Below are 19,527 nucleotides of genomic sequence, written 5' to 3' on the forward strand. Positions count from 1 at the left end.
CCAGCGACGCGATCTTTTGCGCGCTGGAAAATCAGTCAGCGAACGACATACACCGAGACGTTGGAATGCCGCACCACTCGCGCGGCATTCGGGCCAAGCAGGTAGTCCTTAAAATCCGGCTTATGCGCGCCGATCACAATCAGATCGGAACCGGCGCTTTCGGCGGTTTTCAGAATCTCCTGATAGGCTGTGCCTGTCGCAACGACATGGCGGATGCTTTCATTGCGCTCGGCCCCCAATGCCGAAATACACAGCGCCGTCAGTTTGGCCTGCGCCTCAGCCAACGCCTTGTCGTGAAAATCGGATTCAAAGAACCCGGACACCCAGCTTTCCCCGAAATCGGGCAACACAGTCACAACATCCAACTGTGCCCCTTCCAGATCCGCCAAAGCTGCGGCTTTCTTCAGGACCGGAGCATCAATCTCGCCATTGCTGATATCAATGGCACACAGAACAGAACGTGTCATGCGGGCACCCCTTGTCTGGCGGCACGGCCGCGTTGCAGGAACGCGATAAGTCCCAAGAGGATCATCGCTGGGATATAAACCAACTGCTTGGGCAGCTGGTCGGACGGTAAGCTGACCGAGGCCAGGCGTACGGGTTCATCGCCATAGTAGTCGAAGATGCCCAGATCGTCGGCCACTGGCGTGCCGAACAGCGGCTCGTCAAGCTTGATCAGTCCGTCCTCGGGGACCAGCAGCAAGCCCATCGCCTCGGCTCGCGCGGCCCCTCCTTCTTCGTCGCCCACAGTGACAACAACGGTTGTATCCACCATCTCGAGCGTATCGAAATCGGGGCCCGCGACGACCAGGCGTACATCTGTTCCCGGCCGTGTCTGACCAATGGTCTCTTCAAATGCAGCAGGTTCAACCGATTTGAACGGAGGCGAGATGCGATCCATGAAATAGTCCGGTCGGAACAGGGCAAATGCCACCAGAACGAGCGCGACACTTTCATAGATACGGCTGCGGGTCAGGAAATACCCCATCGTACCCGCCGTGAAGACCAGAATCGCTATGGTCGCGAAAACGGCCACCGTGATCCCTTCAAGCCATGTAACGTCGATCAAAAGAAGATCAGTGTTGAAGATGAACACAAAAGGCAGTGCCACGGTGCGCAGGCTGTAGAAGAACGCCGTGAAACCGGTTTTGATCGCATCACCGCCCGACACAGCAGCCGCCGCGAAGCTTGCAAGCCCAACAGGCGGTGTAACATCGGCCATGATCCCGAAGTAAAACACAAACAGGTGCACAGCAATCAGCGGTACAATCAGCCCGCTTTGCGCGCCCAGCTCAACGACTACCCCGGCCATCAACGAGCTGACAACGATATAGTTCGCCGTGGTCGGCAGACCCATGCCCAGAATCAGACTTAGCAGCCCAACCATAACCAGCATCAGGATTAGATTGCCTCCCGACAGGAATTCGACCAGATCAGCCATAACCTGACCTACGCCCGTCAAGGTCACCGTGCCGACGATCACGCCCGCAGTGGCGGTTGCCAGCGCGATACCGATCATGTTCCGCGCGCCATCAATCAACCCTTGCCACAGGTCAGCGACGCCATCGACAAAGGTGTTCTTGAGATTGCTCTGCCCCCGGAAAAGAGCCTTGAGCGGTTTCTGCGTTAACAGGATTACGAACAGCAAGGCGGTCGCCCAGAAGGCCGACAGTCCCGGCGATTTTTGTTCGATCATCAGGAAGTAAACCAGAACGATGATCGGCAGAAGGTAATGCAAACCTGCCTTATAAATATCAGCGATAACAGGAAGCGTGACCTCTTTTGCATTCGGGTCGTCCGGCTCAAGGTCCGGCACCTGAGCGGCCAGATATAGCAATCCGACATAAATCGCGCAGACGATCAGGCTCAGCACCAGGCCTGCTGCAGACGGAACCCAGCTTGTTACAGCATCGACCGGGAATTGCGAGCCATAACAAAGCCCTGCAAACACCAGGAAGAAAGCCAGCATACCCACAACGGTTCGCGCCAGATGCACGTCACGGTCGCCCAAAGTCGGCATGTTTCGCTTCACAGCCTCAAGGTGCACGATATAGACCAGCGCGATATAAGAAATCGCCGCAGGCAGGAAGGCGTGGGTAATCACCTCGACATACGAAATGCCCACATATTCCACCATCAGGAACGCAGCCGCACCCATCACAGGTGGCATGATCTGACCGTTGACCGATGAGGCCACTTCGACCGATCCGGCCTGTTCACTACTAAAGCCCACACGCTTCATCAGCGGAATGGTGAATGTCCCGGTTGTCACAACGTTGGCAATCGACGAGCCCGAGATCAGGCCGGTTGCGGCAGAACCAACAACGGCCGCCTTTGCCGGACCACCGCGCAGATGCCCGAGCGCACCAAAGGCCATCTTGATGAAATAGTTCCCTGCCCCGGCCTTATCCAGCAGCGCGCCAAACAGCACGAACAGGAACACGAATTTGGTGGAAACTCCCAATGCGATGCCAAACACGCCTTCTGACGTGATCCACATGTGGCTCATCGCCTTTTTCAGGCTCGCACCTTTCCAGCGGATAACTTCCGGCACCCATTCAGATGCACCAAAGAAGACATAAGCCAAAAAGATCGTCGCGATAATTGCCATGGCCGGGCCAAGCGCGCGTCGCGCGGCCTCGAACAGTAGCACCAACCCAAGCAACGCGACCCATTTGTCCGTATCGTCGGCCAAACCGCCCGCATTAACGATCTTGTCATAGAAAAAATAGCCATAAAGCGCGACGAACGCACCGACCAAGCCCATTATCCAATCCTGTACCGGAATATAGCCGCGCGGGCTGGACTTTAGTGCCGGATAAGCCGCAAAGGCCAGAAACAGAGCGAAGGCAAGGTGGAATTGCCGCGCATTGTTTACCACGCTGCCCGGCAACACGTAGTTTGCGAGCGGCGACGCCAGGATAACCTGAAAAATCGACCAAATCGCAGCTACAATCGCCAGGAAGACACCTACATTCCCGACCGGATTACGCCCGCCCGCGTCAGATGATGCGACCAGATCCTGAAGCTCTTCTTCGGAAAGCGGACGATTGGATTGAGTGTCGGAATTCATAAAATGTCTCCCCGTCGCGACCATTTTTGGCCTTCTGAATTACCCGCTTTGTGCGGGTTTGGGTTGCAGGGCGCCCTTAGGCGCCCTGCCCTAGGTCTGGCTTACTGAATCCAGCCTTTTTCTTTGTAATACTTCTCGGCACCCGGATGCAGCGGTGCCGACAGGCCATCTGCGATCATCTCTTCGGGCTTGAGGTTGGCAAACGCCGGATGAAGCTTTTTGAAGTCTTCGAAGTTTTCAAAGACCGAGCTAACCACCGCATATACCGCGTCGTCCGACACATCTGCCGAAGTTACGAAAGTCGCGCCTACGCCGAATGTCTGGGTGTCGCCGTCAGAACCACGATACATGCCACCGGGGATGGTTGCAGTGCGGTAGAACGAATTGTCATTGACCAGCTTGTCCACGGCTTCACCGCTGACATTCACCAGAACCGAGTCACAGGCTGTGGTGGCTTCCTGAATCGAACCCGAAGGGTGACCAACGGTATAAACCATAGCATCGATCTGGTTGTCGCACAGGGCAGCCGATTGTTCAGCCGCTTTCAGCTCTGTCGCCAGTTCGAAATCATCGGTGGTCCAGCCCATTTCGCTCAGAAGAACTTCCATGGTGCCCCGCTGACCGGAACCGGGGTTCCCGATGTTCACGCGCTTGCCTTTCAGGTCTTCAAAGTTTGTGATGCCCGCATCGGCGCGGGCCACAACCGTAAATGGCTCGGGGTGGACCGAGAACACGGCACGCAGCTTTTCGAAGGGACCTGCCTCTTCAAATTTCGAGGAGCCGTTATACGCGTGATACTGCCAGTCGGACTGGGCAACGCCGAATTCCAGCTCGCCTTCGCGAATTGTGTTGATGTTGTAGACCGAGCCACCGGTCGATTCGACCGAGCAGCGCACGCCGTGCTCTTTCCGGCCCTTGTTCACCAGACGGCAGATCGCGCCACCTGTCGGATAGTAAACACCGGTCACACCGCCGGTACCAATTGTAATGAACTCTTCGGCATAGGCCGCCGGAGCCAACATGGCTGCGGTTACAAACGCGCCGAGGCTCAATTTGCTGCTGTTTCTCATTTCAATACTCCCACATTTTTTGTCTGGCAGTTGGAATTCAAATCGATCATCTGCCCATAAAACTGTGCCGATAACGATAATCGGCCCGCCTTACAGCAGGTGCAACCTGTTGAATTTTCCAGTTTCTCCCAACCCCTTTGAGGGTTCATTCAGATACTATCAATGTCAAGGCCAGCGCCAGCCTGACTCGCATCAATCCGCATATATGAGCGCAGATTTCGAATTTTCCCCTCTGGCACACAGCAATACCCGCCAGATCGGTCTTCCTGGTCTTTGCTCCCAAATATGTTCAGGTCGGTTCAACAGCGGGTCGTATATGGTGCCCTTTCGCAGGGAGAAGTTGATACCAGAGGACTGAAAGGAACCAGACCAGATCGAAAAGTAAGAATTAAGTGTGCGAACACGCAAGTGGCCCGAAAAGAAAAAACAGGAAGCAGGTTCCCCTAACTCCCTGTTTTTACTTTGGTACCCAAGGCCGGACTCGAACCGGCACGGTATCACTACCGGGGGATTTTGAATCCCCTGCGTCTACCATTCCGCCACTTGGGCCACGAACACTGGATTAGCGCCCATCAAAGGGAAGGTCCAGAGGCAAAAATCATCCAATAATCCATTTGTTTCCACTGCGATGGTTGACGGGCCGTCAGGTGCGTGGTTTGGCTTTCCCGGGTCGAGAACGGGATTTGAGTGCTTAATGTTGCGATCGCTTTATGACTGGACAATTCGTCTGGCGGAACACCCTCATGCGCTGTGGGCGCTGGCCGTAGTGGCTTTTGTCGAAAGCTCGTTCTTTCCAATCCCCCCCGACGTTCTGATGATTCCGATGATCCTGGCGCGCCCGTCGCGCGCCTGGCTGATTGCATCTGTTGCCCTGGTGGCTTCGGTTCTGGGCGGGATGCTGGGCTACGCGATTGGTGCGTTTTTCTATGAAAGTCTGGGACAGCCCATTCTTGAATCAATGGGCAAGGCTCATGCGATGGAAGAATTCAACACTCGCTTCAACGATTTCGGGTTCTGGGCGGTTCTGGCCGCCGGTGTGACGCCTTTCCCGTACAAGGTCATCACCATTATGTCCGGCTGGACAGGAATGCCGCTTGGAACATTCATCGCAACGTCGATACTGGCACGCGCGCTCAGATTCTTCCTTGTTGCGGCCCTGCTTTGGGGCTTTGGCGAGCCGATCCGTGAGTTTATCGAAAAACGCCTGGGGCTGATGTTCACCTTGTTCATCATCCTGTTGTTTGGTGGCTTCCTGGTGGTGAAATACCTATGACGAGACGTTCACAACTTATCGCACTGGCAAGTCTTGGGTCCCTGGCCCTTCTGCTGGCAGCTTTTGGCTTTCAGCATCTGGGCGGCCTTGCCCCATGTAAAATGTGTATCTGGCAGCGCTACCCGCATGGGTTCGCAATCGCAATTGGCGTTTTGGCGCTGGCCTTACCAAGGCTAAGTTTCCTGCCCCTCTGTGGCGCAATGGCCGCCGCCACCACTTCGGGCATTGGGTTCTATCACGCCGGCGTTGAGCAGGGGTGGTGGGAAGGTCCGACCAGTTGCACATCCGGCAGCATCACTGGGATGTCGAATGACGATCTGTTCGATCAGATTATGTCCGCGCCTTTGGTTCGCTGCGACGATATCCCGTGGGAAATGTTCAACATCTCGATGGCTGGGTGGAATGCCATTGCCTCGGCTGTTCTGGTGCTGATCTGGCTCGCGGCGTGGAAGTCAGGCCGGGCCTAGAATTCGTCCAGCTCTGCATCCCAATACAGAAAATCGATCCAGCTTTCGTGCAAGTGATTGGGGGGGAATTTCCGACCAACATTGCGCAGTGCTTCGGCGTCAGGCTGGCGCGGCGGCTTACGCAGGTTCATTCCTGCCTGACGCAGTGATTTCGACCCTTTGCGCAGGTTGCACGGGCTGCAGGCCGCCACAACGTTCTGCCAACTAGTCACCCCACCGGCGGCGCGTGGCACCACATGATCAAAGGTCAGATCACCACGACTGCCACAATACTGGCATCGGAACTCGTCCCTCAGAAATAAATTAAAGCGCGTGAAGGCCACGCGCTTTCTGGGTTTTACATAGTCTTTCAAAACAACGACCGAAGGTATTCGGATCTGCGTACTCGGGCTGCGAACCACTTCGTCGTATTCGGCCACGATGTCGACCCGATCCAGCCAGGCGGCCTTGATCGCCTCTTGCCAGGGCCACAGGGACAACGGGTAATAAGACAGGGGGCGATAATCGGCGTTCAAAACCAATGCGGGATGATGCTTCAGCGCACCAGGCTCCCTGACAAATTCGGTCCTGAAGTCTCCGTCCATATCAGAATCGCTCCTCGCTCTGCTCTGCCTGTTTTTGACATCAGAGCGGGGAACACCCGCCCCGGCCTTAGTATAACTATATATCGTGTTAATACTCTGACAAGCCCTGATTTTCCACAATATGTCGCAAACTGGGTAATGCGAATCCGTAACAAGCGCATGACAGTTATCCACAGCTTGCGCGGGGTGCACTCTTCGGGGTATGCGCACGTCATGTCCTGGTTCATTCGCTTCAACAAACCTTATGATGTGCTGCCGCAGTTCACCGACCGCGACAATGCGGATACTCCGCGCAGTACACTGTCCGATTTCATCGATCTGCCCGGGGTTTATCCCGCCGGTCGACTGGACCGTGACAGCGAAGGTTTGATGCTGCTGACTGACCACGGCAAGTTACAGGCGCAGATCTCGGACCCCAAGCACAAGATGGCAAAAACCTATTGGGTTCAGGTCGAAGGTATTCCGGACGAAACCGCCCTGAAAGCGCTGCGAAACGGCGTCGAGTTGAAAGACGGCCTGACCCGTCCGGCGAAGGTGCGGCAGATCGACGAGCCGGACGACCTGTGGCCCCGCACCCCGCCAATCCGCGAACGCGAGACTGTACCAGACAGTTGGATAGAACTGTCCATACGCGAGGGCAAAAACCGTCAGGTGCGTCGAATGACGGCCGCCGTGGGCCTGCCGACCCTGCGCCTGATCCGCTGCCGCATCGGTGACTGGACACTGGACGATCTGGAACCGGGCCAGTGGGACAGCCTGCCCATGCCGTCCCTGAACTCCACACCGCAACGAAAACGCGACCGTCGACCGCGCCGGTGACATACCCTGCCCTGATCTGCTAAACTCGGGTCATGAAACTAACCCCCGGAATACCGGCCCCTTCGGCGATTCTGGAAGCGTCGCTTTATGTCGATGATCTGGACGCAGCGGAACAGTTTTACGGCGAAGTACTGGGCCTGGAACGCATTCAGCGTGTCGCCGACCGCCACGTGTTTTACCGAATTGGCGGATCGGTCCTGCTGATCTTTAACCCGGAACAGACGGAACAGCCGCCCCTCAACCCGGACATGCCTGTTCCGTCCCATGGCGCCCGTGGTGCAGGGCATGTGTGTCTTGTACTGACCCGTGGTGAAATCGCGGTAATGCGCAAGCACCTTCTGGACTGGAATGTCCCCGTAGATGCAGAATTCGACTGGCCCGGAGGCGCACGATCTTTGTACGTGCGCGACCCGGCCGGAAACTCAGTCGAGTTTGCGGAAGCGCATCTTTGGTCTTAATCCGATGCGAAACGACAGTGTTCTGCTGATTTAATCTTACCGGCTAAAGGCTCAGCTTGTCGCGCATGAAGGCCAGGGCCACACTCAGCCCGTCCGGGGCGATGCCGTGCCCGGTGCCCTTCATGACATGAGCGTAGACCTCTTTGAAACCGGCGGATTGCAGGGCCTCTGCCGCTTCGGGCAAGGATTGCGGCGGGACGACGTCGTCGGCGTCGCCATGCACCAGCAATACCGGCATCCGGCTGACAGTTTCGTCTGCCAGAAGGTCTGCCTCTAGCAAACGGCCTGAGAAAGCGACAATTCCGGCCACGGGGTCTTCGCGGCGGGGCGCGACATACAAGCTCATCATTGTGCCCTGGCTAAAACCAAACAGGACAACCTGTTCGGGCAGAACGTCTTCATCCACCATCAGCGCATCCAGAAAGGCATTAAAGTCCTCGACCGCCATTTCCATGCCCCTGCGCGCTTCTTCCTCAGACGACCCGTCAATCCAGGGAATCGGAAACCACTGAAAGCCATTCGGCATTCCGGGGATCAGCTCGGGCGCGTCCGGGGCCACGAACAATGTGTCGGGCAGATGTTCACCCAGCGGGTCGGCCAAACCCAGCAGATCGGCACCGTTTGCGCCATAGCCATGCACGAACACCACAACCGAGCGCGTGTCGCCCGAAACAGGCTCTTTCCGGAGCGCATTCAAAACCCGTGTCATCTGATCCCTTCTCTTTGCTTTGCAACCCGGTAATAGGCCCACAGCACCCGCGCCGCAACCGAGCGCCAGGGCGACCAGGCCTCGGCCATCTTGCGCAGTTCTTTATCCGTTGGGCGATTGGGCAGGTCATAGAGGATGCGCGCGGCCTCTTGCAGCGCCAGGTCGCCGGGGGCGATCACGTCAGCGCGACCAAGTGAGAACATTGCGTATATTTCCGCAGTCCATACGCCGATGCCTGGCACTTGCGTCAGCGTGGTCACAACCTCCGCATCAGGAACATCACGTAACGCTTTGTAATCTAAACGCGCTTCTGCCAACGCCTTTGCATATCGGATCTTCTGACGGCTTAACCCTACGGCCCGCAGATCGTCATCCGTTGCCCACATGATCTTTCGCGGACCCGTCAATTTGGCATCTTGCAGGCGTTTCCATATTGCATTGGCCGAAGCCACACTGACCTGTTGGCTGACAATGGCACTCAGCAACTGCGCGAACCCGTCGGGACGGCGACGTAACGGCAATGGGCCAGTCTGTTCCATTGCATAGGCCATGCGCGGACAGCTCTGGGCCAGCCAGTCGGCCCCTTCCGCCACACAATCCGGCGTTTCGATGATGCGGCCAACGGGCATCTGTTCTCCCTGCTCGGTTGTCACTGGCACGTTAGGCGCATGTGCCGCAGATGCAACCGGCTTGTGCCGCAAACACTTAGCCGATAACCATTCCGCCATGACCATGATCTCGACCCTTCCCGATGACCGTCAGGCCAAACGTAACGTTGCTGTTTTGGTGGCGGCGCAGGCCATTCTGGGTGCGCAAATGCCAATGATGTTCATCGTCGGAGGGCTGGCGGGTCAGTCGCTGGCGACCAATCCCTGCCTGGCGACATTGCCCATTTCGCTGATTGTTCTGGGATCAATGCTGGCAGCCACGCCAATCTCGGCCATCATGCAAAAATGGGGGCGTCGGGTCGGGTTCCTTGTTGGCGCAACATCCGGTGCGTTGGGCGGGCTGATCGGAGCCTATGGCCTGTTCCTTGGCTCTTTCCCCGTCTTCCTTGTCGGCAGCCTGCTGACCGGCATCTACATGAGCGCGCACGGGTTCTATCGCTTTGCAGCGGCAGACACCGCATCAGACGATTACCGTCCAAAAGCGATTTCCTATGTCATGGCCGGTGGGCTGGCGGCCGCCATAATTGGCCCGCAGATCGTCAAGCTCACATCAGAAGCCTATGTCATCCCGTTTCTGGGCACCTATCTGGCCGTCATTGGGATCAATGTTCTGGGGTCCGCCCTGTTCTTCTTTCTTGACATCCCAACGCCTGCAAAACCCACCGACACCGAGCCCAAGGGGCGGTCGCGACTGGAGTTGCTGAAAACACCCCGCATCGCCGTGGCCATCATATGTGCCATGGTATCTTACGCGCTGATGAATCTTGTGATGACCTCAACTCCGTTGGCCGTGGTGGGTTGTGGTTACTCGGCCAATGACGCGGCTGACATCGTCACCAGCCACGTGCTGGCCATGTATGTGCCCAGTTTCTTTACGGGTCACCTGATCGCCCGGTTTGGCATCGAAAGGATCGTGGCGCTGGGTCTGGCGATTCTTGCAGCCGCTGGACTGGTCGCCTTGCAGGGCGTTGATTTAGGGAACTTTTTCGTTGCTCTCATTCTTCTTGGTGTTGGGTGGAACTTTGGCTTTATCGGCGCGACCACGATGCTGGCCGCATCGCATGAACCGCAGGAACGCGGTCGGATGCAGGGTCTTAACGACCTGCTGGTGTTTGGCGGAGTGACTATGGCCTCGCTGGCTTCGGGTGGATTGATGAACTGCTCGGGCGGTTCCCCGGTCGAAGGGTGGACAGCAGTCAATCTTGCTATGATTCCGTTGCTGACATTGGCAGGCGGGGCCCTGTTGTGGCTGGTTCTGCGATCGGCCGACCCGGAACGGGCCTGATCACCAGCGCCCGCTGCCCGCAGTCCACATCAAGGACAGCCGTTGCTGTATTTCTCCCGGAACAAGATCACCGGAGGCAACACGTTCTGGGCTAGCTATTGCTTGCTTCAAAATCCGTTCGGCCAACCACCCGGAAAATAATGCTGGCCGTGCCTCGGCCGAAATCTCAGCCCGATGCGATCTGGCTTTTTGCAGGCGATTTAGTGCGGTTCCGGCCAAGGCACGCACCCCTTCAGGGGTACCGTCCAAAAGCGGTATCCGCCCGCGTTGTTCCAGTTCAGGAATAGCCCTGAGCCAGTTCGCCACCCCAACCGCATATCCAAAGTCACGCAACACAGTTTCATCGGCCACCCCCAGCGCCTGGGCTGATGCAACAACCAATGAGCCCGTGCTGTGATCGATGTAGGCGTCAAAGTGCTCCTGATCCTCGAACGGATCACGATATATATCCCAACGCCTTACGGCCACATATTCATCCAAAACACCAGCCAGATGGGGCGAAAGAACCTGTGACAAGGGTGTTACTACCTCGTGCCGCCGTACGGTTGCCCCTTCAGCAATTTCCTGTAGTGCGTCACGCCACCATTGCAGCCGCATCTCGGCGATCATCGGCTCTTGCGTCACCCAGGGCGCGCGGGCAACTTCGACGTTTAACGCGTAAATCGGGAATAGGACTGCACGGTCTGCCACCGGTGCAGCCATCGCAGCGCGGAAACGATCTGGATCAGCCCGTTGCACAAGTTCCGCGCAGGCCTTGACGTCTTGGTCAAAGACCACGCTCACTCGGCTGCTGCCTTTTTCGGATCACAATCGCGCACCAGTTTCCATTGAATCGCATCCAGAAGCGCCTCGAAAGACGCATCGACTATATTCGCGCTGACGCCCACGGTGGACCAGCGCCGCCCCTGCCCGTCTTCGCTGTCGATGATGACACGCGTGACCGCTTCGGTGCCGCCTTGCGTAATCCGCACCTTGAAGTCGACCAGACGCATATCTGACAACACCTGTGAATACTGGCCCAGATCCTTGGCCAAGGCTTTGGCTAGGGCATTCACCGGCCCCCTGTCGCTGCCTGACTCGTCCATGGATTCGCTGACAGACAGCTTCTTTTCACCATCCACTCTTACGACAACAACGGCCTCGGACAGGCTGACCATCTTGTTGTATTTGTTCTTACGCCGTTCAACGGTGACTTTGTAACGCTTGACCTCGAAGAACTCAGGCAATTGACCCAGCTCTTCCCGCGCCAGCAGTTCAAAACTGGCCTGAGCGGTGTCATAGGAATATCCATCCGCCTCGCGGGCCTTTATCTGGTCAAGGATGCGGCCAAGTGCGGGGTCACCTGCCTCAACACGCAAACCAGCCTCGGTCAAACGCTTGCGCAGGTTTGACTGACCAGCTTGGTTCGACATCGGAATGATGCGGGCGTTCCCGACGCTTGCGGGGTCCACATGCTCATATGTCGATGGATCCTTGAGGATCGCGCTGGCGTGCAGTCCGGCCTTATGCGCAAAAGCCGACGCCCCGACATAAGCCGCCTGCTTGCTGGGCACCCGATTCAGGACATCATCCAGCATCCGGCTGATCCGGGTCAAACCAGCCAAAGCCTCACGGCTGACACCAATATCAAACTGCGACGCATAGGGTTCCTTCAACAACAGCGTCGGGATCAAAGCGGTCAGGTTCGCATTGCCGCAACGTTCGCCCAAACCATTCAATGTACCCTGAATTTGCCGTGCACCGGCCTCAACAGCAGCCAGAGAACAGGCAACGGCATTTTCGGTATCGTTATGGGTGTGAATGCCCAGCCGATCACCGGGCAGCCCGGCTGCGATCACCTCGGATACAATCCGCCCGACCTCGGACGGCAAAGCGCCACCATTTGTGTCGCACAGGACAACCCACCGCGCGCCAGCCTCAAGCGCTGCGCGACAAACATCCACGGCATATTCCGGATTGTCCTTGTAGCCGTCAAAGAAATGTTCCGCATCAAACAGCGCTTCTCGCCCCTGCGCGACGATATGCGCGACCGAGGCGCGCACGTTCTCCGTGTTTTCTTCCAGTGAAATGCCAAGCGCGTGGGAGACGTGATAATCATGCGACTTGCCGACCAGACAAACAGCCTGCGTTCCCGCATTCATCACCGCAGCCAGCACATCGTCATTCTCGGCTGATCGTCCTGCGCGTTTGGTCATGCCGAATGCCGTCAACCGGGCCGCGGTTTTCGGAGCCACCTCGAAAAACGCGCTATCGGTCGGGTTGGCACCGGGCCAACCGCCTTCGATGTAGTCCACGCCCAAAGTGTCCAGCGCCTGCGCGATCTGCACTTTTTCTGCGGTCGAAAACTGCACGCCCTGCGTTTGCTGCCCATCGCGCAGGGTTGTGTCGTAGAGGTAGAGGCGTTCCTTAGCCATCAGACCTCCTCCAGCTTGGCAGCATCAAAACCGGCGCCGGGCACCAGTTCGACACTGTCCTTGCTCATTCGAACCTCAAGCCCCGCCGCTACATATGCTGCCTTCAAGCGATCAACTTCTGAGAAGTCCTTGCTTTGCATCGCGATTTCGCGTGCCTTCGCTAAACGGTCCGCATGAGAGGTCAAATCGACAGATGCGGTATCTGCCCAGTCGCTCATCTCAGGTAAAAGCAAACCCAGCAGTTGCGCACTGGCCAGCAGACCTGCGGCGTCACCGTCTGAAGCCAGACGATAAAGCTCGCTCATGGCACCTGCCGTATTCAGATCGTCACTTAGTGCTGCGATGACTTCAGGTGCCGCGCTGGCTGCGGGCTCGATGCCCGCTGTCAGCGCCCGCCACTTGCGCAGCGTCGCCTCGGCCTCACGCGCCTTCTTCTCGGTCCAATCCATTGGCTTGCGATAATGCGTCTGCAGAAAGACGAAGCGGATTACCTCGCCCGGCACACCCTGCTCCAACAGATCATGCACGGTAAAGAAATTGCCCAGCGATTTGGACATCTTCTTGCCCTCAACCTGCAACATCTCGTTGTGCATCCAGACCCGCGCGAACTCCCCATGCGGGTGAGCGCATTTGCTCTGGGCGATCTCGTTTTCATGATGCGGGAACATCAGGTCATTGCCACCACCATGGATATCAAAGCTCTCGCCCAGCAATTCATAGCTCATGGCCGAGCATTCGATGTGCCAGCCCGGACGTCCCCGGCCCCACGGGCTGTCCCAGCCCGGGAGATCATCAGTCGAAGGCTTCCACAACACGAAATCCATCGGGTTTTTCTTGTATGGCGCGACCTCGACCCGCGCGCCCGCAATCATGTCATCGACCGACCGGCCAGACAGTTTGCCATAGCTATCTTTCCAGCTGTCGACCGCGAACAGAACATGACCTTCGGCGGCATAGGCGTGACCCTTGGCAATCAGGTCTTCGATCATCGCGATCATCTGGGCGATATACTGGGTCGCGCGTGGCATCTGGTTGGGTTCCAACGCTCCCAACGCGCCCATGTCGTGCAAGTACCAATCGATGGTCTCGTCCGACCGCTCCTGCACCAATTGCTCAAGCGTGCCTTCTGCGCCCGCCTGTTTGCGCGCCAATGCCGTTGCGTTGATCTTGTCGTCCACGTCGGTGAAGTTGCGCACATAGGTCACGTGCTCTGTGCCATAGACATGGCGCAACACGCGGTAGAGCACATCGAACACAACCACCGGGCGGGCATTACCCAAATGGGCACGATCATAGACCGTTGGGCCACAGACATACATCCGCACGTTTTCAGGATCGATCGGTACGAAGTCTTCCTTCGTCCGCGTCCGTGTGTTGTGCAGCTTGATCGTCGTCATCGGTCGGGCTCCTAAGAAACAGTAAAGGCTTACGCGTTGGCGCGGGCTTAGCAACTTGTCTCAGGGATGAAAACGAAAGAAACCGGCCCGCTTGATAAATCAGCAGGTAATGCAGCAGATAATAATGATGCAGGTCACCGGGTTCATGGGACATCGGTTAGCATGGGATCATTCCCAAGCCAAGTGTTGAGTTTGCCATCCCCGTTCGGCACAGTGCCGAACATGGACCGAGATTTCGTCAATTCCATCTGCAAAACGCTGCCCGGCGCTGAACTGTCCGATCCCTGGGGCGGTGGCCATGACGCCTGGAAAATTGGTGGCAAAATGTTCGCCTGTATCGGGATCGCAAATGACGGTGTTTCCGTAAAAACGCCCGATATCGAAACGGCGCAGATGCTGATAGACACCGGGATCGGCGTAAAAGCCCCCTATTTCCACCGCAGCTGGGTGCGTCTTCCGTTTGACACCGGTGCAGACGAAATGCGCCATCGTTTGACTGTGTCCTATGACCTTGTCCGCGCATCATTGACCAAAAAACTTCAGGCCTCGATAGCGCCGCGAAGCTGATTGACAAACGTCCGCCGCTCTGCCCCATTCAGCGCAGAGTAACCGGGGCCCTTGTCATGGAATTGTCCAAGCGCATCACGCAGATCACCGGCGGCAGCGACGGGTGGGAGGTGTTCAATCGGGCCCGACGGATGCTGAATGAAGGGCATGCTGTGACAGAATTGACAATCGGCGAGCATGACGTTCGTACCGACTCGTCGATCCTGCACGCTATGGACCAGTCGGCCCGCAACGGTCACACCGGTTATGCCACGGTGCCCGGAACAGATTTGCTGCGCGATACGGTTGCTACCCGGGTTCAGTCCCGCACAGGTATCCCAACGACGCGCAACAATGTACTGATCACGCCCGGTGGGCAGTCCGCCCTTTTCGCCGCGCATATGGCGGTGTGCGATCCCGGCGACACCGGGCTGTATCTGGACCCGTATTATGCCACCTACCCCGGAACGATTCGCGGTGCCGGGGCCATTGCCCGCGCTGTTCGAACCACCGCAGAAGATGCATTTCAACCGCGCGCAGACTTGATTGATGCGGCGGCGGAAGGCGCGGTTTCGCTGTTGATCAACACACCGAACAACCCGACCGGAGTGGTGTATTCCCATCAGTCACTTGAAGCCATTGCCGATGTTTGCCAACGCCGTGACCTGTGGCTGATATCAGACGAAGTCTATGACACCCAGATCTGGGAGGGCGAGCACCTGTCCGCCCGCGCGCAGCCCGGAATGGCCGACCGTACCTTAGTGGTTGGATCAATGTCCAAATCACATGCCATGACCGGGTCCCGATGCGGGTGGATCGTTGGTCCGGAATACGTGATCCGCCACCTGATAGATCTGGCTACTCATACAACTTATGGCGTTCCGGGGTTCATTCAGGACGCGGCCAGCTTTGCACTGACCGCAGGACAGGAACTTGAAAACAAGATCGCCGCGCCATTCCGTCGCCGCCGTTCATTGGCGATAGACGTATTGGCGGCACAGAACACAGTGGGGCTCATCCCGGCGCAGGGTTCTATGTATCTGATGCTGGATATACGGGCGACCGGGCTGACGGGCGAAGGGTTTGCGAACGCCCTGCTGGACACTCATGCGATTGCCGTCATGCCGGGCGAAAGCTTTGGCAAAGCCGCAGCGGGGCACATTCGGGTTGCCATGACCGTGGATGATGAGAAATTTGTCAGTGCCTTGAGAACCCTGTGCATGTATTCAGCGCAGCTCGCCAAGCGACACGCGGCTGAATAGCCGCATCTAAAACCGAAATGTCGTACGCAGGTTGAAAACATTGGTGTCCAGACTGCCGCTGGATCGGGTGACATCGTCGAAATTCTGCCGCAGCGCTTCACCGCTGATAACGAAATTCTCGCCAATCGGATAGGCCAATCCGATTCCGTAAACCGCGGCCGTGTCACTGTCGACCGACGTATCAGCCCGCGCCGCGCCTACGACCACGTATCCCAGAGCGTTACCGAATTCATATCCGCCACGCAGTTTCAAGCTGGTCATGCTGTCGAGACTGCCCTGAGACTGGCCAAGGTTCAGGGACAGCCGGTTATATTCCAACTCACCGCCCAGAACGAAGTTCCCAAAGTCCTGATCATAGCCCAGATGCGCACCAAAGGCCGTATCATCGCCATTCGCACCGCCCGGACCGTCGGCATCTGCAAATCCAAAACTGAACCCTGCATACCCGCCAGTCCAATCCTCAGCCGCAACAGGGCTAGCTCCGGCGATCAATATCGCAACAACAAGGACGGAAAAAGGGTTCATAGTCGGGCTCAATGCAACACCGCTCTGGTTTCGATCAGAGGCATGACTTCAATTCAATCTGTGACCTGCTGGTCATAATTCAACTCCGCTCAGCAGACCTTGGAAGTAAGTGAATGCAGTATAACAGATTTCTTCCAAAACGGGTGAAAATCTCGGCGTTTGGTTCTCTGACCCCATAAGCCGTGAGAATTGTCCATATGAATAATCATCAAAGGTCGCAAATAGAACAGATTGTGTCGCCGCGTTTTGGAATTGTCGCGCAAGATGTTGAGGGGCAAAATGGCAGACGATGACTGGAAAATCAGCCTGATCAGCCGCACTATTGGGGCGGATCGCGGGCGTGCCGCACGAGGACGGCCGTAAAGGTGTGCTTGAAGACACCTTAAGACATCACTCAACGACCGGATTCTTGAAATGAACGACCAACCCCGCAATTCTTCGCGCAGTGGCGGCCGCGCCGCGCGCCGTGCTGCCCGTGCAACCGCACTGCCTGAGCACCTGCGACCTGTCCGCCCCGGAATGGAAGGTGGCGTCCTGAATGTACTGACACAGGCGCAGATCGAACGCATCCACGAAGCAGCACTTACCGCGCTTGAAACCATTGGCCTGGCGGATGCCCCGCAAAGTGGCATTGACTATCTGGTCGGTGCGGGCTGCACCTTGGGTGACGATGGCCGTATCCGTTTCCCACGTGCCCTTGTCGAGGACACGATTGCTAAGGCGAACCGCTCAGTCACTTTGTACAGCCGGGATGGAAACACCGATCTGGAATTGTCGGGCACCAAAGTGCACTACGGTACGGCCGGGGCCGCCGTGTCCATGGTCGACGTCCACGGTCGGGAATATCGCCATTCCACCGTGCAAGATCTGCACGATGCCGCGCGAATCTGCCAACAGCTTGACAACATTCACTTTGTGCAGCGGCCAATGGTCTGTCGTGACATCGCGGACAACCTCGAAATGGACCTCAACACAATTTACGCCTGTTGTTCTGGGTCCTTCAAACATGTCGGGACATCCTTCACCGAACCAAGCCACGTCGCACCGGCGATGGAGATGATCTATATGATTGCCGGCGGTGAAAACAAATTTCGCGAGCGCCCCTTCGTTTCGAACTCGAACTGCTTTGTTGTTCCTCCAATGAAATTCGCAACCGAAAGCTGCGAAGTGATGGAAGCATGCATCAAGGCCGGTATGCCTGTCTTGTTGCTATCTGCCGGTATGGCCGGTGCTACAGCGCCGTCGACCATCGCCGGTGCGATCACGCAAGCAACTGCGGAATGCCTGGCGGGATTGGTTTATGTTAATGCCGTAAGTCCCGGTGCCCCGGCGATTTTCGGCACCTGGCCCTTTGGTCTGGACCTGCGGACCGGTGCCATGTCGATTGGTTCAGGGGAACAGGCCCTTCTGACTGCCGGATGCGCCCAGATGCACCGGTTCTATGACTTGCCGGGCGGAGCTGCGGCTGGCGCATCGGATTCGAAACTGCCCGATATGCAGGCCGGCTGGGAACAGATGTGTTCGAACGTCATGGCAGGTCTGTCCGGTCTGAACATGGTGTATGAGGCGGCCGGGATGCATGCCTCGTTGCTGGGGTTCTGCCTGGAAAGCCTTATCCTCAGCGATGATCTGATCGGACAGGCGCAACGCTGTGTACGCGGGATCGAGGTGACGGATGACACGCTGGCACTGGATCAAATGGCGGCGGTATGCATGGGCGGCCCAGGCCACTATCTGGGAACTGACGCAACGCTGAGCCGGATGCAGTCAGATTACGTCTATCCAACATTCGGAGATCGCTCCTCGCCGAAAGAGTGGGTGGAGCTTGGCAAGCCCGATCTGGTGGAAAAAGCCGTAGCCCGGAAAGAGGAAATCCTTTCCACCCCTTCCCCTGCAAGGTTCGACCCGGTTCTGGACGCCGAGATTCGGAAAAAATTCAAAATCCATCTTCCCGCCTAAGGTGATGGAAAAGGCGGCCCGAAATGGATCGGGCCGCCTGTTCATTCGATGCCTACCCGTCGCTGGGCGGCAGCAATCCTGCCTCCTGCGCGATCGCGACCTCGTCTGCATCCAACGCTCCGTCACCATTGGCATCCATGGCCGAGAAAGTGTCAGCGTTGATTTCCGGTACGACTGCCTGAATTTCCTCGATGGTCAAAAGACCATCACCGTTGGTATCGGCTGAGGATTGGGCCGAAGCAACGCCGGGCAAGCCCAGAACGGCCACGGAAAGCCCGATCAAATAATGCGATTTCATTTCAGTGCCTCCTGAAAGGTGTGTTTGTGTTTACGTCCGGACAGCGCCCAGAAGCACATGGACACCCCGGCGCGTCACGCGTTTTGGTAGAACTTCGTGATTTCACGCCAATCTTTGCGTGTTTGCCCGAGTCGGGTTTGCGGTTCACCGCCTGAAGAAAACCATGAAACCGTTGTCGGCGGCTCTTGCCCGACAGGACCACCTCAATCCGGCAATGTGGCGCCTATCCGGGACGACTCGGAAGGACAAAAAAGAAAGGGGGCCGAAGCCCCCTGTCAGTTTCGCCTTCCAGGCTCATTTCGTTGACCGCCCGGTGTTTTTTTGCCTGCGGCCTGGACTGCGCATGGGGCGAGCGCACCCGCCCCGTGAAAGAGTGGGAGGGAGCAAGTATTCCGCCCCACCCTGTTCCCGGCCAACACGGGCATGTCGGCCGAGTGGAGAAAGGTCACTTGGTAAGTCTCAGACCTGTTCTCCGTATTCGTCGGGGTCGGTTACTTAGGGCAGCGCCCGACCCCTACGCCCCGGGGTGCCGAGGCGCTAAGAGAAGAACTTACTTCTTCTTGTTCGGCCGCTGTGTTAGCGCCGACGCCGCTGCCGTTTTGGCAGCTTTCGAGGACTTCGGATTTCGAAGCACCTTAGCTGCGGCAGATGCAGCCTTGGCACTCGTTACTTCCGAGTTCTTTCGTCGAGACATATTCAGTCCCTCCTTATCCACAGGTG

At 57.2% G+C, this 19,527-nt stretch carries 19 protein-coding genes and 1 tRNA gene; 8 read left to right on the forward strand and 12 right to left on the reverse strand.

All coding sequences use genetic code 11. The annotated features are described in order from the left end of the window. Window positions 1–35 precede the first annotated feature (35 nt). The 4 genes from ACR0AD_RS04615 to ACR0AD_RS04630 form a co-directional block, all read right to left on the reverse strand. Window positions 36–467, reverse strand: a complete 432-nt coding sequence (locus tag ACR0AD_RS04615; protein ID WP_480480811.1) for a universal stress protein — start codon at window positions 465–467, stop codon at window positions 36–38. Further along, complete coding sequence (locus ACR0AD_RS04620; protein ID WP_480485556.1) at window positions 464–3,073, reverse strand: TRAP transporter permease; 2,610 nt, start codon at window positions 3,071–3,073, stop codon at window positions 464–466. Before ACR0AD_RS04620 ends, ACR0AD_RS04615 begins: the two co-directional genes overlap by 4 nt. 101 nt (window positions 3,074–3,174) lie before the next feature. Then, window positions 3,175–4,143, reverse strand: a complete 969-nt coding sequence (locus ACR0AD_RS04625; protein ID WP_480485554.1) for a TAXI family TRAP transporter solute-binding subunit — start codon at window positions 4,141–4,143, stop codon at window positions 3,175–3,177. Between the two features lie 463 nt (window positions 4,144–4,606). After that, window positions 4,607–4,692 (reverse strand) — tRNA-Leu (locus tag ACR0AD_RS04630). 145 nt (window positions 4,693–4,837) lie between these two features. On the opposite strand from ACR0AD_RS04630, the gene ACR0AD_RS04635 reads away from it, so the two are divergent. Together ACR0AD_RS04635 and ACR0AD_RS04640 are read left to right on the forward strand one after the other, a co-directional pair. After that, window positions 4,838–5,416: a YqaA family protein gene (locus ACR0AD_RS04635; RefSeq protein ID WP_480485552.1), complete on the forward strand. Its 579-nt coding sequence runs from the start codon at window positions 4,838–4,840 to the stop codon at window positions 5,414–5,416. Continuing rightward, window positions 5,413–5,883, forward strand: a complete 471-nt coding sequence (locus tag ACR0AD_RS04640) for a disulfide bond formation protein B (RefSeq protein ID WP_480485550.1) — start codon at window positions 5,413–5,415, stop codon at window positions 5,881–5,883. The genes ACR0AD_RS04635 and ACR0AD_RS04640 overlap by 4 nt, the downstream gene beginning before the upstream one ends. Here ACR0AD_RS04640 and ACR0AD_RS04645 read toward each other — a convergent pair. After that, entirely contained in the window at window positions 5,880–6,467 is a 588-nt protein-coding gene (locus ACR0AD_RS04645; RefSeq protein WP_480485548.1) for an HNH endonuclease, read from the reverse strand. The genes ACR0AD_RS04640 and ACR0AD_RS04645 overlap by 4 nt on opposite strands. A 213-nt stretch (window positions 6,468–6,680) precedes the next feature. Here ACR0AD_RS04645 and ACR0AD_RS04650 point away from each other — a divergent pair, with 213 nt between their 5' ends. Continuing rightward, window positions 6,681–7,286 carry an rRNA large subunit pseudouridine synthase E gene (locus ACR0AD_RS04650; protein WP_480485546.1) on the forward strand — a complete coding sequence of 202 codons (606 nt, stop codon included), beginning with the start codon at window positions 6,681–6,683 and terminating at the stop codon, window positions 7,284–7,286. Window positions 7,287–7,318: 32 nt separating this feature from the next. Next, window positions 7,319–7,744: a VOC family protein gene (locus ACR0AD_RS04655; protein WP_480485545.1), complete on the forward strand. Its 426-nt coding sequence runs from the start codon at window positions 7,319–7,321 to the stop codon at window positions 7,742–7,744. Window positions 7,745–7,787: 43 nt separating this feature from the next. Here the strand turns inward: ACR0AD_RS04655 and ACR0AD_RS04660 are convergent, their stop codons facing one another. Together ACR0AD_RS04660 and ACR0AD_RS04665 are read right to left on the reverse strand one after the other, a co-directional pair. Beyond that, window positions 7,788–8,453, reverse strand: a complete 666-nt coding sequence (locus ACR0AD_RS04660) for an alpha/beta hydrolase (RefSeq protein WP_480485544.1) — start codon at window positions 8,451–8,453, stop codon at window positions 7,788–7,790. Then, window positions 8,450–9,082, reverse strand: coding sequence for a DNA-3-methyladenine glycosylase family protein (locus ACR0AD_RS04665; RefSeq protein ID WP_480485543.1), 633 nt, complete (start codon window positions 9,080–9,082; stop codon window positions 8,450–8,452). The genes ACR0AD_RS04660 and ACR0AD_RS04665 overlap by 4 nt, the downstream gene beginning before the upstream one ends. 97 nt (window positions 9,083–9,179) lie before the next feature. On the opposite strand from ACR0AD_RS04665, the gene ACR0AD_RS04670 reads away from it, so the two are divergent. Further along, window positions 9,180–10,406, forward strand: a complete 1,227-nt coding sequence (locus tag ACR0AD_RS04670; RefSeq protein WP_480485542.1) for an MFS transporter — start codon at window positions 9,180–9,182, stop codon at window positions 10,404–10,406. Here ACR0AD_RS04670 and ACR0AD_RS04675 read toward each other — a convergent pair whose 3' ends face one another. The 3 genes from ACR0AD_RS04675 to cysS are packed head-to-tail and all read right to left on the reverse strand — an operon-like array spanning window position 10,407 to window position 14,217. Further along, window positions 10,407–11,183, reverse strand: coding sequence for a squalene/phytoene synthase family protein (locus ACR0AD_RS04675; RefSeq protein WP_480481667.1), 777 nt, complete (start codon window positions 11,181–11,183; stop codon window positions 10,407–10,409). Window positions 11,184–11,185: 2 nt separating this feature from the next. Next, entirely contained in the window at window positions 11,186–12,820 is a 1,635-nt protein-coding gene (cimA, locus tag ACR0AD_RS04680) for a citramalate synthase (protein ID WP_480485540.1), read from the reverse strand. Beyond that, entirely contained in the window at window positions 12,820–14,217 is a 1,398-nt protein-coding gene (gene cysS, locus ACR0AD_RS04685; RefSeq protein WP_480485538.1) for a cysteine--tRNA ligase, read from the reverse strand. Before cysS ends, cimA begins: the two co-directional genes overlap by 1 nt. A 222-nt stretch (window positions 14,218–14,439) precedes the next feature. Here cysS and ACR0AD_RS04690 point away from each other — a divergent pair, with 222 nt between their 5' ends. Both ACR0AD_RS04690 and ACR0AD_RS04695 read left to right on the forward strand, forming a co-directional pair. After that, the gene (locus tag ACR0AD_RS04690; RefSeq protein WP_480472937.1) at window positions 14,440–14,784 is read left to right on the forward strand and encodes an MmcQ/YjbR family DNA-binding protein; all 345 of its coding nucleotides are present in this window, start codon (window positions 14,440–14,442) and stop codon (window positions 14,782–14,784) included. Window positions 14,785–14,840: 56 nt separating this feature from the next. Continuing rightward, entirely contained in the window at window positions 14,841–16,025 is a 1,185-nt protein-coding gene (locus tag ACR0AD_RS04695) for a pyridoxal phosphate-dependent aminotransferase (protein WP_480485536.1), read from the forward strand. Window positions 16,026–16,031: 6 nt separating this feature from the next. Here ACR0AD_RS04695 and ACR0AD_RS04700 read toward each other — a convergent pair whose 3' ends face one another. Further along, window positions 16,032–16,550 (reverse strand): outer membrane protein, encoded by a 519-nt coding sequence (locus ACR0AD_RS04700; RefSeq protein ID WP_480485535.1) that lies wholly within the window; start codon window positions 16,548–16,550, stop codon window positions 16,032–16,034. 414 nt (window positions 16,551–16,964) lie between these two features. Between ACR0AD_RS04700 and ACR0AD_RS04705 the strand changes: the two genes are divergently transcribed. Then, window positions 16,965–18,509 (forward strand): trimethylamine methyltransferase family protein, encoded by a 1,545-nt coding sequence (locus ACR0AD_RS04705; RefSeq protein WP_480472943.1) that lies wholly within the window; start codon window positions 16,965–16,967, stop codon window positions 18,507–18,509. Between the two features lie 52 nt (window positions 18,510–18,561). Here the strand turns inward: ACR0AD_RS04705 and ACR0AD_RS04710 are convergent, their stop codons facing one another. Continuing rightward, the gene (locus ACR0AD_RS04710) at window positions 18,562–18,807 is read right to left on the reverse strand and encodes an EF-hand domain-containing protein (protein WP_480472945.1); all 246 of its coding nucleotides are present in this window, start codon (window positions 18,805–18,807) and stop codon (window positions 18,562–18,564) included. Window positions 18,808–19,527 lie beyond the last annotated feature (720 nt).

Source organism: Ruegeria sp. BH8 (assembly GCF_056538065.1).

Bases quoted from the DNA above. Each gene is read 5' to 3' on its own strand.
- ACR0AD_RS04660 (WP_480485544.1), bottom strand. From the start codon at position 8,453: ATGACACGGGTTTTGAATGCGCTCCGGAAAGAGCCTGTTTCGGGCGAC.
- ACR0AD_RS04645 (WP_480485548.1), bottom strand. From the start codon at position 6,467: ATGGACGGAGACTTCAGGACCGAATTTGTCAGGGAGCCTGGTGCGCTG.
- ACR0AD_RS04620 (WP_480485556.1), bottom strand. From the start codon at position 3,073: ATGAATTCCGACACTCAATCCAATCGTCCGCTTTCCGAAGAAGAGCTT.
- ACR0AD_RS04700 (WP_480485535.1), bottom strand. From the start codon at position 16,550: ATGAACCCTTTTTCCGTCCTTGTTGTTGCGATATTGATCGCCGGAGCT.
- ACR0AD_RS04655 (WP_480485545.1), top strand. From the start codon at position 7,319: ATGAAACTAACCCCCGGAATACCGGCCCCTTCGGCGATTCTGGAAGCG.
- ACR0AD_RS04690 (WP_480472937.1), top strand. From the start codon at position 14,440: ATGGACCGAGATTTCGTCAATTCCATCTGCAAAACGCTGCCCGGCGCT.
- ACR0AD_RS04650 (WP_480485546.1), top strand. From the start codon at position 6,681: ATGTCCTGGTTCATTCGCTTCAACAAACCTTATGATGTGCTGCCGCAG.
- ACR0AD_RS04705 (WP_480472943.1), top strand. From the start codon at position 16,965: ATGAACGACCAACCCCGCAATTCTTCGCGCAGTGGCGGCCGCGCCGCG.
- cysS (WP_480485538.1), bottom strand. From the start codon at position 14,217: ATGACGACGATCAAGCTGCACAACACACGGACGCGGACGAAGGAAGAC.
- ACR0AD_RS04615 (WP_480480811.1), bottom strand. From the start codon at position 467: ATGACACGTTCTGTTCTGTGTGCCATTGATATCAGCAATGGCGAGATT.
- ACR0AD_RS04695 (WP_480485536.1), top strand. From the start codon at position 14,841: ATGGAATTGTCCAAGCGCATCACGCAGATCACCGGCGGCAGCGACGGG.
- ACR0AD_RS04640 (WP_480485550.1), top strand. From the start codon at position 5,413: ATGACGAGACGTTCACAACTTATCGCACTGGCAAGTCTTGGGTCCCTG.
- ACR0AD_RS04670 (WP_480485542.1), top strand. From the start codon at position 9,180: ATGACCATGATCTCGACCCTTCCCGATGACCGTCAGGCCAAACGTAAC.
- ACR0AD_RS04710 (WP_480472945.1), bottom strand. From the start codon at position 18,807: ATGAAATCGCATTATTTGATCGGGCTTTCCGTGGCCGTTCTGGGCTTG.
- ACR0AD_RS04635 (WP_480485552.1), top strand. From the start codon at position 4,838: ATGTTGCGATCGCTTTATGACTGGACAATTCGTCTGGCGGAACACCCT.
- ACR0AD_RS04665 (WP_480485543.1), bottom strand. From the start codon at position 9,082: ATGCCCGTTGGCCGCATCATCGAAACGCCGGATTGTGTGGCGGAAGGG.
- ACR0AD_RS04625 (WP_480485554.1), bottom strand. From the start codon at position 4,143: ATGAGAAACAGCAGCAAATTGAGCCTCGGCGCGTTTGTAACCGCAGCC.
- cimA (WP_480485540.1), bottom strand. From the start codon at position 12,820: ATGGCTAAGGAACGCCTCTACCTCTACGACACAACCCTGCGCGATGGG.